12 protein-coding genes are annotated in these 15,532 nt (G+C 53.2%); 8 read left to right on the plus strand and 4 right to left on the minus strand.

All coding sequences use genetic code 11. The features are described 5' to 3' along the window. Window positions 1-49 precede the first annotated feature (49 nt). The 3 genes from A8F97_RS18345 (at window position 50) to A8F97_RS18355 (ending at window position 4,798) form a co-directional block, all read left to right on the plus strand. Window positions 50-1,063: a LacI family DNA-binding transcriptional regulator gene (locus A8F97_RS18345; protein WP_014698373.1), complete on the plus strand. Its 1,014-nt coding sequence runs from the start codon at window positions 50-52 to the stop codon at window positions 1,061-1,063. A 314-nt stretch (window positions 1,064-1,377) separates the two neighbouring features. Further along, complete coding sequence (locus tag A8F97_RS18350; RefSeq protein ID WP_033072517.1) at window positions 1,378-3,381, plus strand: methyl-accepting chemotaxis protein; 2,004 nt, start codon at window positions 1,378-1,380, stop codon at window positions 3,379-3,381. 226 nt (window positions 3,382-3,607) lie between these two features. Then, window positions 3,608-4,798, plus strand: a complete 1,191-nt coding sequence (locus A8F97_RS18355; RefSeq protein WP_033072395.1) for an MFS transporter — start codon at window positions 3,608-3,610, stop codon at window positions 4,796-4,798. 116 nt (window positions 4,799-4,914) lie between these two features. On the opposite strand, the gene gyrB is transcribed toward A8F97_RS18355, so the two are convergent. The 4 genes from gyrB to dnaA are packed head-to-tail and all read right to left on the minus strand — an operon-like array spanning window position 4,915 to window position 10,986. Beyond that, complete coding sequence (gene gyrB, locus A8F97_RS18360) at window positions 4,915-7,332, minus strand: DNA topoisomerase (ATP-hydrolyzing) subunit B (protein WP_014698370.1); 2,418 nt, start codon at window positions 7,330-7,332, stop codon at window positions 4,915-4,917. A gap of 18 nt (window positions 7,333-7,350) precedes the next feature. After that, a complete protein-coding gene (gene recF / locus A8F97_RS18365; RefSeq protein WP_012821863.1) occupies window positions 7,351-8,436 on the minus strand; it encodes a DNA replication/repair protein RecF in 1,086 nt (361 codons plus the stop codon). A 47-nt stretch (window positions 8,437-8,483) separates the two neighbouring features. Then, on the minus strand, window positions 8,484-9,584 hold the full coding sequence (gene dnaN, locus A8F97_RS18370; RefSeq protein WP_005976672.1) for a DNA polymerase III subunit beta: 1,101 nt from the start codon (window positions 9,582-9,584) through the stop codon (window positions 8,484-8,486). Window positions 9,585-9,588: 4 nt separating this feature from the next. Next, complete coding sequence (gene dnaA, locus A8F97_RS18375) at window positions 9,589-10,986, minus strand: chromosomal replication initiator protein DnaA (protein ID WP_005976670.1); 1,398 nt, start codon at window positions 10,984-10,986, stop codon at window positions 9,589-9,591. A gap of 673 nt (window positions 10,987-11,659) precedes the next feature. On the opposite strand from dnaA, the gene rpmH reads away from it, so the two are divergent. The 5 genes from rpmH (at window position 11,660) to mnmE (ending at window position 15,526) form a co-directional block, all read left to right on the plus strand. Beyond that, a complete protein-coding gene (gene rpmH / locus A8F97_RS23565) occupies window positions 11,660-11,800 on the plus strand; it encodes a 50S ribosomal protein L34 (protein ID WP_005976668.1) in 141 nt (46 codons plus the stop codon). Between the two features lie 18 nt (window positions 11,801-11,818). Further along, entirely contained in the window at window positions 11,819-12,178 is a 360-nt protein-coding gene (gene rnpA / locus A8F97_RS23570; protein ID WP_071822913.1) for a ribonuclease P protein component, read from the plus strand. Then, on the plus strand, window positions 12,142-12,399 hold the full coding sequence (yidD, locus tag A8F97_RS23575; RefSeq protein ID WP_010281237.1) for a membrane protein insertion efficiency factor YidD: 258 nt from the start codon (window positions 12,142-12,144) through the stop codon (window positions 12,397-12,399). The genes rnpA and yidD overlap by 37 nt, the downstream gene beginning before the upstream one ends. A 2-nt stretch (window positions 12,400-12,401) precedes the next feature. After that, window positions 12,402-14,033, plus strand: coding sequence for a membrane protein insertase YidC (yidC, locus tag A8F97_RS18385; RefSeq protein ID WP_025920161.1), 1,632 nt, complete (start codon window positions 12,402-12,404; stop codon window positions 14,031-14,033). Window positions 14,034-14,161: 128 nt separating this feature from the next. Beyond that, window positions 14,162-15,526, plus strand: coding sequence for a tRNA uridine-5-carboxymethylaminomethyl(34) synthesis GTPase MnmE (gene mnmE, locus A8F97_RS18390; RefSeq protein WP_014702191.1), 1,365 nt, complete (start codon window positions 14,162-14,164; stop codon window positions 15,524-15,526). Window positions 15,527-15,532: the final 6 nt, after the last annotated feature.

Genomic DNA, 15,532 nt, shown 5'->3' on the forward strand with positions numbered 1-15,532 from the left:
TCCCTATAATGATGAGATAAAGCGGTGCAAAAGGAGAACGGAAAGTACGATGGTAACCATGCTCGATGTCGCAAAAAAAGCCGGTGTATCCAAAGCCACCGTATCACGCGTGCTGACAGGGAATAACTATGTCAGTAAAACTACGCGGGATCGGGTATTCCAGGCCATTGAAGAGATTGGTTATCGGCCCAACCTACTGGCCCGCCAGCTCGCTACGAGCAAATCGCAAATCATTGGTTTGGTTGTAACCAACACACTGTACAGCGGCCCCTACTTCAGCGAATTACTGTTCCAAACGGCAACCATGACGGAAAAATACGGCCGTCAACTCATCATGGCGGATGGCAAACACAGCGCTGAAGAAGAGCGGGAAGCGATCCAATTCTTGCTCGATTTACGCTGCGATGCCGTTATTATCTACCCGCGCTTTCTGTCTATCGATGCGCTGGAAAGCATTATCGAACAGCATGAACAGCCGATCATGGTCGTGAACCGTACACTGCATCAGCACAGTGATAACGGTATCTGCACCAATCACCAGCAACACAGCCATGATGCCGTCAATTACCTGATTGCACAGGGTCACCGTGATATCGCGTTTATCTGCGGATCATCAAACTCCCCCACCGGTACAAGCAGGCTGGCGGGCTATCGACAAGCGTTAGTGGACAACGGGATTCCCTGTGATGACAGGCTGGTGGCACCAGGCGACTGGACCCATGATAGCGGTTATGCGGCGGCAAAAGCGCTGCTTCAACGAACTGCCGCCTTCAGCGCACTGGTTGCCAGCAATGACGACATGGCGATTGGCGCGGCGAAAGCACTACGTGAACATGGCCTCGCGATTCCGCAGGATGTTTCACTGCTGGGGTTCGACGATTTACCGATGGCATCATGGTTCCATCCGGCACTGACTACCGTGCATGTGCCCGTCGCCGAGATGATCAACTACACCCTTGAGAAACTGCTGTGTCGGTTAGAGGGGGAAACCGTCGTACCTGCACCAGCCTTCAAAGGCACATTAATCATCCGCGATTCCGTTCGCAAAGGTCCAGCAGCCTAACCCCTCGCTTATGCAGCGTGGCGTAATCAGCCCTACACCACGCTACTTTATGACGTTTTCGTGACTCCCCTAAAGAGATGTTGTTTCCCGCCGATAATTTATTTGTGATTTACATCACAAAAAATGACGGGTTACGCAAGGGAATGACTATAAAACAGACAGGAAGACAATCGATTGATTTTTTTATTAAAAAATCACCTATGTACCCCTAAATAATTCGGGTTGCAGGACAAAACGTTAGCGTTTTGAACGATGCACATGCAGCTTGAAGTATGACGGGTATCAGCGCTTATATCTCAGGGGATATTACGCATATGTCTACAACACGGTTACCGGTTCACCACAGCAATCTACCCATTCATTCTTCACCAACCGCGCCAAAAAAAAAGCTCAGTACACGTACATTGATGTTACTCGCTGGCGTCACCACTATCGCACTCGGTTTTATTCTCACTATCGGTCTGTTGATCTGGCAATCCGGCCAGCAGCAAAAAACCATCGCCCAGCAGTATCTTGAACAAACCGCGTATACCAACAGCTATCTTATTCAGCAAAAGCTGGATGTCGCACTCCATGCAGCACGTAATCTGGTGCAGAGCGTTGTCAGCCTGCAAGAAGCAGGTAACGCCGATCGGAAAACTGCAGAGATGCTGCTGAAGAATGCATTGAAGAGTCACCCCGATTTTCTTTCCATGTCGCTGGCATGGGAGCCTGATGCGTTTGACGGCAAAGATCGGGAATACGCGAGCCAACCCGACCAAGACCCGCAAGGCCGCTTCGTCCGCTATGTTGACCGCGATACCGCTGGCAATGTTGCGCTGCATAATTTGGTGGATTATGAAACACCCGGCAGCGGCGATTACTACCTACTGCCGAAGAAACGCCAAAAAGAAGTAATTCTGGAACCGTATAGCTACCCTTACAACGGTGTCGATGTACTGCTGACTTCCATTGCCGTGCCCATCATCATCAACAATAAGTTCTATGGTTCCGTCACTGCGGATTTTTCACTGGATACGCTGCAACAGCTCACCAACCGCATCAAGCCCTATCAGGGCACGGGCTACGCGCAGTTACTGTCCCATACTGGTGCCTATATTTCTCATCCCGACAAAGCGCGGGTAACTAAAAAAATTGAAAACGACGCGACGCTGCTTGAGCATGTCACCACCGGTCAGCCTTATCAGATCGAACGTGACAACGCCGTGCTGAACACGCCCGCGTTTACCGTGTATGTGCCAGTCAATATTGGCAATACCGGTACGCCCTGGATGCTCGGCCTATCCGCCCCCGTCAACGTGGTGATGGCGGAAACCGCACAGCAGCGCAACATGGCGCTACTGCTTATGGTACTGAGTATCGTGGTGGTTTCCGGTGTGTTGGGCATCATCTTTAACCGCAAAGTCGCCCGCCCTATCGGTGGCGAGCCTGCTCAGGCAGCCCAAATCGCGCTGTCCGTCGCGCAGGGAAATTTAACGCAGATCATCCCTGTACAGCCGAGGGACGACAGCAGTATTTTCTACGCCATGAACGCCATGCAGACGCAGTTGAGAGATATCGCCGAGCAGTTGATTAACACCAGCGAATCCGTCAGCCACGGTGCGACAGAGATTGCGGCAGGCAATATCGATCTAGCGTCTCGTACCGAGCAACAGGCTGCGGCGCTGGAAGAAACCGCCGCCAGCATGGAACAGATTACGGCAACGGTGAAACAGAACGCGGATAACGCCCATAACGCGACAACACTGGCGCAGAATGCCGCGCACATCGCTCAGAAAGGCGACAAGATAGTTGGTCAGGTTGTCCACATCATGAGTGAGATCGACGACAGCTCGAAGAAGATTGCCGACATTACCAGCATCATCAGCAGCATCGCGTTCCAGACCAATATTCTGGCACTCAACGCAGCGGTAGAAGCCGCCAGAGCGGGCGAACAAGGGCGCGGCTTTGCGGTTGTTGCCAACGAGGTGCGTAATCTCGCACAGCGTAGCGCCAGTGCCGTAAAAGATATCACCGCGCTGATTACAGAGTCCGCCAGCCGTGTCGACAACGGCGTCACGCTGGTTCAGAGTGCAGGCTCAACCATGCAGGACATGCTGCATGCCGTCACCTCGGTAAAAGACATCATGGATGAGATCGTCTCCGCATCGGATGAACAATCGCGCGGTATCAGTCAGGTCACGCAGGCGGTTCACGAGATGGACGGCGTCACCCAGCAAAACGCGGCATTGGTGCAGGAAGCGACTGCCGCTGCCGCGTCGCTGGAAGAGCAGGCCAGACAGCTCGCGCAGACGGTACTGGTATTCAAGCTGTCTTGATCAACGTATTTCACAACCGATAGTCCCTCACAGGCTGGCAACAGCCTGTGAGTTATTCCCAGCGCGGGCAGCAATCCTCGAATGAATGTGACGTTGGCTTCAGTTAGACATGAATGAAACCAGTAGTATGCTAACCTTATGATCCCTTTGTCTGTGAGTGACGGCCTGTTCCTGCGCCAGTTCCCACGATAATAAAATCTACAGACCCGTAAGCTGCAAAGATAATATGAAACTCATAAAACTACCGCTACTGGCGCAAGTCTCATCTGCTCACCTGGTGAGTCACCTCCATATGATGGTGCTGCCTGCACTCATTCCGTTGCTGTCAGCCCAGCGCGATATCAGCTTTGTTGAACTCGGGTTTGCACTTAGCGTATTCAACATTGTCTCCGCCTGCGTGCAGACGCCAATTGGTTTTATGGTAGATCGCATCGGCGCACGCCGCACGTTAACCGCAGGTTTAGCGCTCGGAAGCCTCTGTTTTCTTTCGCTAGGATTTTCAGAAAGTTATACCTGGCTGGTCGCCGCGATGGGGCTTGCAGGGGTGGCGAACGCGGTTTATCATCCGGCGGACTATGCCTTACTGTCGCGCGGGATTGATGAAAAACGCATGGGGCGCGCCTTCTCGGTGCATACGTTCTCCGGCTTTTTGGGTACGGCCATCGCACCGGGGATTTTGCTGTCCGTTGCCGCCTTCTCTGGCATCAGCAGCGCATTCATCGTTTCTGGCGTCATCGGTTTGCTGACGATCCCACTACTTCTGACGGCTCATGATGAACCCAGCCGGGTGAAATCTGCGGCAACAACGAGCACCCAGCCGGGCAAATCGCGTGCGCCTGTTTTCACGTTGCCGATTTTAGCGCTGCTGATTTTGTTCCTGTTGCTGAATTTAAGTACGGGCTCGATCCAGAACTTCTCGGTTACGGCGTTAGTCACAGGCTACGATTTGTCACTTTCACAGGCTAACGTGGCGCTTACCGCCTTTCTGTTCTCCAGCGCCTTTGGCGTACTGGCTGGCGGTTCACTGGCAGATAAAACCAAACGCCACGGGTTGGTGGCGACGGCGGCGCTGGCCCTCACCGCCGTGCTGGTCAGTATCGTTGCTATGTATTCCTTGCCTACCATCGCGCTAGTGCCGTTGCTGGCTGCCGCGGGCTTCCTCTCCGGTATGATCGCACCGTCTCGAGATATGTTAGTGCGCGCCGCCTCACCGCCGGGCGCGGAAGGACGGGTGTTTGGTATTGTTTCAACCGGCTTTAATCTGGGCGGGGCCGCAGGACCAGTGCTGTTCGGCTGGATGCTGGATCACGGTCACCCTCACGCGATTTTCTGGTCTGCTGTCATCTTTATGTTGATCACCGCTTTCATCACGCTGCTACAGGAAATACGCAGCGCCAAACGCCGTGCATTAGCCTGATAAAGCATTTTCAACGTCGCTTGCGACGGCCCAAAGGGTGGCGGGCAGGAATCTCGCCATAAAAAAGCCAGCTCCGCAGGGAGCTGGCTCAGATAACGATAACAACGTAGACCGAATCAGATATCGATGTTCATCGCCTTCAGGGCGTTCTCTTCGATAAACGCACGACGCGGTTCAACGGCATCCCCCATCAGCGTTGTAAACAGCTCATCGGCAGCAATGGCGTCTTTCACCGTCACGCGCAGCATGCGGCGGCTGGTTGGATCCATCGTGGTTTCCCACAGTTGGTCAGGGTTCATTTCTCCCAGACCTTTATAACGCTGCACGCTCAGACCCCGGCGGGACTCTTTCACCAGCCATTCCAGCGCCTGTTCAAAGCTAGCCACTGGCTGACGACGCTCGCCACGTTCGATGTACGCATCTTCTTCAATCAGGCCGCGCAGTTTTTCACCCAGTTGATTCAGCTTGCGATATTCACCACCCGCCACAAAGCCCGCGCCCAGCGGATAATCGGTATCCACACCGTGTGTTCGCACGCGCAGTGCCGGTTCAAACACGCCGCGCTCTTCATCGTGGTGAATCACAAAACTGTAGGTGCTGCCGTGCACTTCATTGGCGTTCAAGCCGCTAACCAGCGATTCCGCCCACGCCTGCACGTTTTCACGCTCACTCAAATCAGCTTCGAGCAGCGTAGGCTGATAGATCAGACGATTTAAAAACGCACGCGGGAAGCGGCGCTCCATACGACCAATCAGCTTCTGTACCGCATAGTGTTCAGAAACCAGTTTCTCCAGCGGTTCACCCGCCAGCGCAGGAGCCTGTGCATTGGTGTGCAGCGTCGCGCCGTCCAGTGCCAGCATAATCTGGTACTGATCCATCGCTTCGTCATCTTTGATGTACTGTTCCTGCTTACCTTTTTTCACCTTGTACAGCGGTGGCTGCGCGATATAAACGTGGCCACGCTCAACAATTTCAGGCAGTTGACGATAGAAGAAGGTCAATAGCAGAGTACGGATGTGCGAGCCATCGACGTCAGCATCGGTCATGATGATGATGCTGTGGTAGCGCAGTTTGTCTGGGTTGTACTCATCACGGCCAATGCCGCAGCCCAGCGCAGTGATCAGCGTCGCCACTTCCTGCGAGGAAAGCATTTTGTCAAAGCGCGCCTTCTCAACGTTCAGGATTTTACCCTTCAGCGGCAGGATCGCCTGATTCTTACGGTTACGCCCCTGCTTAGCAGAGCCGCCCGCGGAGTCCCCTTCCACCAGGTACAGTTCAGACAGCGCCGGGTCGCGTTCCTGACAGTCCGCCAGTTTACCCGGCAAACCAGCCAGATCGAGCGCACCTTTACGACGCGTCATGTCACGTGCTTTACGCGCCGCTTCACGAGCACGTGCAGCATCAATAATTTTTCCGACCACGATTTTGGCGTCTGACGGGTTCTCCATCAGATAATCCACCAGCTTCTCGTTCATCAGCGATTCAACCGCAGTTTTCACTTCGGAAGAAACCAGCTTGTCTTTGGTCTGCGAGGAGAACTTAGGATCGGGAACTTTCACTGAAACCACAGCAATCAGCCCTTCACGCGCATCGTCACCGGTAGCGCTGACTTTGGCTTTTTTGCTGTAGCCTTCTTTATCCATGTAGGTATTCAGGGTACGAGTCATCGCGGCACGGAAGCCGGCCAAGTGTGTACCACCGTCACGCTGCGGAATGTTGTTGGTAAAGCAGTAAATATTTTCCTGGAAACCATCGTTCCACTGCAATGCCACTTCCACGCCGATGTCATCTTTCACCGTTGAGAAATAGAACACGTTCGGGTGGATTGGGGTTTTGTTACGGTTCAGGTAATCAACGAATGCCTTGATACCGCCATCATAATGGTAATGATCGGCTTTATCTTTCTCACGCTCATCGATCAGGCGAATAGAGACGCCAGAGTTCAGGAACGACAGCTCGCGCAGACGCTTAGCCAGAATTTCATACTCGAATTCAACCACATTGGTGAACGTCTCGTGACTCGGCCAGAAGCGCACCGTGGTGCCGGTTCTGTTGGTCTCGCCGGTGACCGCCAGCGGAGCCTGCGCTACACCGTGTTTGTAGATTTGTTCGTGAAGTTTCCCGTCGCGGTGGATAACCAGCTTCAGTTTTTCCGACAGGGCGTTAACCACGGAAACCCCTACGCCGTGCAGGCCGCCGGAGACTTTATACGAGTTATCATCGAACTTACCGCCCGCATGCAGCACAGTCATGATGACTTCAGCAGCGGAGATCCCTTCTTCTTCATGAATGCCGGTCGGAATACCACGGCCATCATCCTGCACCGATACCGAGTTATCGGCATGGATGGTGATGATAATGTCTTTACAATAGCCAGCGAGTGCTTCGTCGATAGCGTTGTCCACAACCTCGAATACCATGTGATGCAGGCCGGTACCGTCGTCCGTATCGCCGATATACATACCTGGGCGTTTACGAACCGCATCCAGCCCTTTCAATACCTTGATACTTGAGGAGTCATAAGAATTCGACATCAACGTTTCTCGCTCATTTTAGTCCTGTGATTGAACCGTTATTTTACCCTGTTCCACGCGGAACATCTTGCCCTTTTCACCAATCATGTCTTCTATCTGCTCAGCGCTAACCGCACTGACAAACACCTGCGCATGGGTGGCTTTTAACCGTTCAGCCAGCAAACGGCGGCGGGTACTATCCAGTTCGGAAGCAAAATCATCAATCAGATACAGGCAGCGCAGCCCATTCTGACGGGTGAGAAACTCACCCTGCACCAGCCTCAAGGCACACATCAGCAGCTTGAGTTGGCCACGAGACAGCATATCCTCGACCGCCACGCCGCTAGCACGGATGCGGAAGTCGGCTTTATGCGGCCCCAGCGCCGTATAACCTAACATACGGTCACGTTCGAACTGCCGTTCCAGCAGTTCTGCATACTCACTTTCTTTATCCCAACCACGCTGGAAAGAGAAACTGAGAGAAAACTCAGGCAAAAATTGTGTACAGGTCGCAGCAATATCACTGGCAATCCCTGCGCTATACTGCGCGCGCCATTCGCTAATACGCTCCGCCAGAGGCACCAGTTCCTGATCCCAGGCTCTGAGCTGCCCGTAATGACTCACCTGACGCAGCGCCGCATTGCGCTGGCGCAGCAGGCGTTTCATGTTGCTCCAGGCCGCAAGAAAGCCGGGTTCATGATGGAAACAGCCCCAGTCGAGAAAGGCGCGGCGATATTTCGGGCCGCCGTTAAGCAGGGTAAACCCTTCAGGCGTGATCAGTTGTATCGGCAGCAGTTGCGCCAGCTCAGCGACTTTATGGCCGTCGCTTCCGTCAATCCGCACCTTACTATCGCCCTGACGGTTTTTGCTTAACCCGACGGATCGCTCCGTTTCCGTGCCGTCAATCCGACCATGCAGCACAAATTCCGGCTGGTCGTGACGAATGACACGTCCGGCCTGGATGCTACGAAACGCCCGCCCGTGCCCTAGCGTATAAATCGCTTCCAGCACGCTGGTTTTACCGCTGCCGTTGGCACCGACCAAAAAATTAAAGCCAGGAACCAGCGCCAGATCGGCCGCCTCGATATTACGGAAATCTTTAATGAGAAGACGAGTGAGGGCCATGTTGCAGATATCTTATATGGGAGGGCAAGTAAACTTGCCCGATAATTCTACAACCGCATTGGCATGACGACATAGGCCGCCGCTCGGCTGGCGCTATCTTCAATCTGCACGCTGGAAACGGAATCGGTCAGCAGCAAACGCACACCCTCGCACTTCAGCGCGTTCAGCACATCCAGTACGTAGCTAACGTTAAAGCCGATCTCCATCTCGGTGCCGTCATACTGCACATCCAGAATCTCTTCCGCTTCTTCCTGCTCTGGGTTGTTAGCAGTAATTTTGAGCTGATTCTGAATCAGATGCAGACGCACACCGCGGAATTTTTCATTCGACAAAATCGCGGCCCGGGAGAAAGCCTGCTTGAGCAAGTCGCAGCTAGCTTCCAGCGTTTTATCTGGGTTCTTCGGCAATACGCGGCGATAATCAGGAAAGCGACCATCGACCAGCTTCGACGTGAAAATAAAGTCACCAACATGCGCACGAATATTGTTGCTGCCAATTTGCAGTTGCAGCGGCGTATCACCACCATCCAACAAGCGCACCAGCTCCATCACGCCTTTACGTGGCACGATCACCGAATGTGAGGGCAAAGATTGCCCAACCGGCATCGAACAAACCGCCAAACGGTGGCCATCAGTCGCGACCGTGCGCAGCTCTTCGCCTTCGGTTTCAAACAGCATGCCGTTGAGGTAATAACGCACGTCCTGATGCGCCATCGAAAACTGCGTCGCTTCGATCAAACGCTTCATCGTCGCCTGTGGCAGAGAAAATTCAACCTCGCTCTGCCAGTCGTCCAGATTCGGAAAATCTGCCGCAGGTAACGTGGACAGCGAGAAGCGGCTGCGTCCAGAGCGCACCAGCATACGATCGCCATCCAGCATGATGGTGATCTCTGCGCCTTCTGGCAGGCCCCGGCAAATATCAAACAGTTTACGGGCAGGAACGGTCGTGGCACCCGGCTCATGCGGCTGCGTCAGCGCTACTTTCGCCACCATCTCCATTTCCAGATCGGTACCGGTCAGCGACAATGCGCCTTCCGTCACCTGAATCAGTAGGTTGCCCAAAATCGGTAAAGTCGGTCGACCGCCCAGCGGGCTGCTGACCTGTTGTAATGGCTTTAACAGACGTTCGCGTTCAACAATAAATTTCATAGTGTTATGAAGATAATGTTCTGATTAAATTGGAAAAATCTTCTTTGATGTCGTGGCTTTCTTCACGCAACTGCTCAATCTTGCGGCAGGCGTGCAACACCGTCGTATGATCTCGCCCGCCAAAGGCATCGCCGATCTCCGGCAGGCTGTGATTCGTCAGTTCTTTTGCCAACGCCATCGCCATCTGGCGCGGACGCGCCACCGAGCGGGAACGACGTTTAGACAGCAGGTCGGCTACCTTGATTTTATAGTATTCCGCCACGGTCTTTTGAATATTGTCGATAGTAACCAGTTTTTCCTGCAACGCCAGCAGATCGCGCAACGCCTCACGCACAAAATCAATGGTGATCGAACGGCCGGTAAAGTTGGCATTCGCGATAACACGGTTCAGTGCGCCTTCCAGCTCACGCACATTAGAACGCAGACGTTTGGCAATAAAGAATGCGACTTCACCAGGCAGGCGAATGTCATTTTCATCTGCCTTTTTCATCAGGATCGCTACGCGGGTTTCCAGCTCTGGCGGTTCAATCGCAACCGTTAACCCCCAACCGAAGCGGGATTTCAGGCGATCTTCCACGCCGTTGATCTCTTTCGGATAGCGGTCAGACGTCAGAATGATTTGCTGGTTGCCTTCCAGTAGCGCGTTAAAGGTATGAAAGAACTCTTCCTGCGAACGCTCTTTATTAGCAAAGAATTGAATATCATCGATCAGCAACGCGTCAACGGAGCGGTAGTAGCGTTTAAACTCTTCAATCGCATTGTTCTGCAATGCTTTCACCATATCCTGCACGAAACGCTCGGAGTGCATGTAGACCACCTTCGCGTTAGGTTTGCGGGCAATGATGCCATTCCCCACTGCGTGCAATAAGTGCGTTTTACCCAAGCCAGTGCCGCCATAAAGGAACAACGGGTTATACGCACCACCTGGGTTGTCAGCCACCTGACGTGCTGCTGCGCGGGCTAACTGGTTCGATTTACCTTCAACGAAGTTATCAAACGTATGTTTCGGGTTCACATTGGAGCGGTAGGTATGCTCTGCCTGTACCGGCGAGTTATCCCAGCTTGGACGTACCGGTGCCGCGCGTACTGGCTGTTGCCGCGCAACGCTGACAGGATTGTGGTGCGACTGCGCGGGCTGGCTGACAGCCTGAACCAGCGGTTTACTCCCCACTTCAAAACGCAGTAAAGGGGCATCCATCCCGCAAAAATCATTCAGCAGGATATTGATATTATTTAAGTATTTATCACGAACCCAATCCAGCACAAAGCGGTTGGGGGCGTAGAGCGCCAGAGTGTTATCACCCAGCTCCGCCTGCAACGGGCGTATCCACATACTGAATTCTGTGGCAGGTAACTCATCCTGCAAACGGGCAAGACACTGCTGCCAAAGCGAAAGTGACACGGCGGACTCCACTCGAACAAGAACGATCAAAAAGAAAAGAATAAGACGTTATTTATGTGACTCATGATTTTTTGGCACCTGCGTCATCCACGATTGCTTCATTTACAATGCAGACAGCAGACACACCACGCAGCGTGGCGATTTACTCCGACGATCCCGTCAAAAGGATCGCTAATGGAACCGTGGATCATAACCTAATCCGGCAAAGAGATCTTCCCCTTCTGCACAGTTTCGATCCTTTTTATCCACAGGCTATTCTTACCGCGACTCCCCACAACACGCCAGAAGGGCGGCTAGCGCGCATTTTACTCGCCCTCTACCAAGTGCATCCAAGCATACCCTTGGAGACACGATCGTTACGGTGATATCGATCATGATCTTGCGGGACAGATCGTTGGACGATCCTTGCACTTTACAATAGAGTCCGTATAATTCCCTGCCCGCGCGTCTACGCCGTTTCTGTGCTCTGGCAGACAGAAATTCCAAAAATACTGGGAATGGCTGGCGTGTTAAGTGTGATGTTAATTGACTCAGGACTGTACAATTATTACAATCCTGCCTCTTTCCGTTATATAGCTGTGATATGCGATTGAGGCGTCGGTCATTTTCACGCCGAACAGCCAAACGCGTTTACTGTGAAGTTATAATTTTCCAAGTTTAGGTAGAAATCGCCATGAAACGCACTTTCCAACCGTCCGTATTGAAGCGTAACCGTAGCCATGGTTTCCGTGCTCGTATGGCCACCAAAAATGGTCGTCAAGTTCTGGCCCGCCGTCGTGCGAAAGGCCGTACTCGTCTGTCTGTTTCTAAGTAATAAAAGCTAACCCACCGAGTGGTTAAGCTAGCATTTCCCAGGGAGTTACGTTTGTTAACTCCCCGTCATTTCACTTTCGTCTTCCAGCAGCCGCAACGGGCTGGCACGCCGCAAATTACCATCCTCGGCCGCCTGAACTCGCTGGGGCATCCCCGCATCGGTCTTACCGTCGCCAAAAAGCATGTAAAACGTGCTCATGAACGCAATCGGATTAAACGCCTGACGCGCGAAAGCTTTCGCCTGCACCAACATTCATTACCTTCAATGGATTTTGTGGTGCTGGTGAAAAAGGGGGTGTCTGAACTGGATAACCGCACTCTGACGGAAGCATTGGAAAAACTATGGCGTCGGCACTGTCGTTTGGCTCCCGACTGCTGATCGGGTTGATACGCGGTTATCAACTCGTTATCAGCCCGTTACTCGGACCGCATTGCCGGTTCCGGCCAACGTGTTCGCAATACGGTATTGAAGCAATACGCAGGTTCGGCATGATAAAAGGCTGTTGGTTGACGCTTAAACGCGTATTAAAATGCCATCCTTTGAACCCTGGTGGTGATGATCCCGTACCGCCAAAAACCGACAATAACAGAGAACATTAACGATGGATTCGCAACGCAATCTTCTTCTCATCGCTCTGCTATTCGTAACCTTTATGCTTTGGCAGGCTTGGGAAACGGATAAAAATCCGCCAGCAACCACGCAGGCCATACAGCAGGCGACGAACGCAGTGACCGGTGATGCTACCAACCAGGGCGTACCGGCTAGCGGTCAAGGTAAACTGATTACGGTGAAAACCGATGTGCTGTCGCTAACCATCAACACGCGTGGCGGCGATGTCGAGCAAGCGCATCTGCTGGCTTACCCGGACACATTGGGTTCAGATAAACCTTTCCATCTGCTGGAAACCACACCAGAGTTTGTTTATCAAGCTCAGAGCGGTTTGACCGGCAAAAACGGCCCAGACAACCCGGCTAATGGCCCACGTCCGCTGTTTACTGCCACACAAGATAGCTTCGAACTGGCCGATGGTCAGAGCGAACTGCGCATTCCAATGACGTACACCGCTGCGGACGGCGTGACCTATACCAAAACGTTTGTTCTGAAACGTGGTGACTATGCGCTGAACGTTGACTACAGCGTCAATAACACCAGCGCTCAGCCTCTGGAACTTACGCTGTTCGGTCAGTTAAAACAGTCTACAGAGTTGCCTAAGCACCGTGATACCGGCAGCAGCAACTTTGCCCTGCACACCTATCGTGGTGCGGCGTTCTCTTCCAGCGAAGACAAGTACAAAAAGTACAGCTTCGGCGATATGGACGAAGGCCTGAACATCACCACTAACAGTGGTTGGGTGGCGATGCTGCAACAGTACTTCGCAACCGCATGGATCCCGACGACGGCAGGCGCGAATACGTTCTTTACCAGTAAGGACAACGGTCAGGCCGCGATTGGCTTCAAGGCTACCCCGGTTGTGGTTGCTGCTGGCAGCCAGCAAAATCTGAACGCGACCCTGTGGGTCGGCCCGGAAATTCAGGACAAGATGGCTGCGGTCGCGCCGCACCTGGATCTGACCGTAGATTACGGTTGGCTGTGGTTTATTTCTCAGCCGCTGTTTAAACTGCTGAAATTCCTGCACGGCTTTATCGGTAACTGGGGCTTCTCCATCATTGCCATTACCTTTATCGTGCGCGGTGTGATGTATCCGCTGACGAAAGCGCAATACACCTCTATGGCGAAAATGCGCTTACTGCAACCTAAATTGCAGGCGATGCGTGAGCGTATTGGTGATGACAAACAGCGCATGAGTCAGGAAATGATGGCGCTGTACAAGTCAGAGAAAGTGAACCCGCTGGGCGGCTGCTTGCCGCTGGTGATTCAGATGCCAATCTTCCTGGCACTGTATTACATGCTGATGGGTTCCGTAGAACTGCGCCATGCGCCGTTCGCGCTGTGGATTCATGACCTGTCTGCACAAGACCCGTACTACATTCTGCCGATCCTGATGGGCGTGACGATGTTCTTCATCCAGAAGATGTCACCCACCACCGTGACCGACCCAATGCAGCAGAAGATCATGACTTACATGCCGGTCATCTTTACCGTCTTCTTCCTGTGGTTCCCGTCAGGTCTGGTTATGTACTACATCGTCAGCAACATGGTTACCATTCTCCAGCAGCAGTTGATCTATCGCGGTCTGGAAAAACGTGGCCTGCATAGCCGCGAGAAGAAATAATCCGGTTGATAGCTAGCCGATAGAAAGAGTAAGGCGGTCATTGACCGCCTTATTTTTTTATAAGCTGTTTTATCCCCTAACGATACGTAAAATAGCCTGCAGACAGGCATCAACACAGAGAGAACATCATGAGTAATACCGATACCATCGTCGCCCAAGCCACGCCACCGGGACGCGGAGGTGTGGGTATTTTACGCGTTTCAGGACGGGCAGCCGCAGAGGTGGCACATGCCATTCTGGGTAAACTTCCTAAACCTCGTCACGCCGATTATCTGCCGTTCCGTGATACCAACGGCACCACGCTTGATCAGGGCATCGCCCTCTGGTTCCCTGGCCCGAATTCCTTTACCGGTGAAGACGTGCTGGAACTTCAAGGCCACGGCGGCCCGGTTATTCTTGATTTGCTCCTGCAACGCATTCTGACCCTGCCCAACGTGCGCATTGCGCGTCCCGGCGAATTTTCTGAACGCGCCTTCCTGAACGATAAGCTCGATCTCGCACAGGCAGAAGCCATCGCCGATCTGATTGACGCCAGCTCGGAACAGGCCGCTCGCTCAGCGCTGAACTCCCTGCAAGGCGTTTTTTCTACCCGTATAAATCAGTTAGTGGAAGCACTTACTCACCTGCGAATCTACGTCGAGGCTGCCATCGACTTCCCAGATGAAGAGATCGACTTTCTCTCCGATGGCAAAATTGAAGCGCAGCTAAATGGTGTGATGGCCGATCTGGATGCCGTCCGAGCCGAAGCGCATCAGGGTAGCCTGCTGCGTGAAGGGATGAAGGTGGTGATTGCGGGTCGCCCTAATGCGGGTAAATCCAGCTTACTCAATGCGTTAGCCGGTCGTGAAGCCGCAATCGTCACCGCAATCGCGGGAACCACGCGCGACGTATTACGTGAACACATTCATATCGACGGCATGCCGTTACATGTCATCGACACCGCCGGGCTGCGCGATGCCAGCGACGAGGTCGAACGCATTGGCATCGAACGCGCCTGGCAGGAAATCGAACAGGCCGACCGCGTGCTGTTCATGGTCGATGGCACCACCACGCAGGCGACAGAACCAGAGCAGATCTGGCCCGAATTTATGGCACGCCTGCCAAAAACACTGCCGATTACCGTGGTACGCAACAAAGCGGACGTGACTGGTGAAACGCTTGGCATCGAAGATGTGAATACTCACTCACTTATCCGTCTTTCCGCCCGCACGGGTGAAGGTGTGGACACGCTGCGCGACCATCTCAAGCAAAGCATGGGGTTCACCAGCAACACGGAAGGCGGTTTTCTGGCACGACGTCGTCATCTGCAAGCACTGGAACTGGCAGCACAGCATTTGGTTCAAGGTAAAGAGCAGCTAGTAAGCGCTTACGCTGGCGAATTGCTGGCAGAAGAACTGCGGCTGGCACAGCAGTCCTTGAGTGAAATCACTGGCGAATTCACCTCTGACGACCTGCTAGGCCGTATCTTTTCAAGTTTTTGTATTGGGAAGTAGCGGCCC

Origin of the sequence: Pectobacterium parmentieri (assembly GCF_001742145.1) — a bacterium.
In the GTDB taxonomy this organism is placed as follows: Bacteria; Pseudomonadota; Gammaproteobacteria; order Enterobacterales; family Enterobacteriaceae; genus Pectobacterium; species Pectobacterium parmentieri.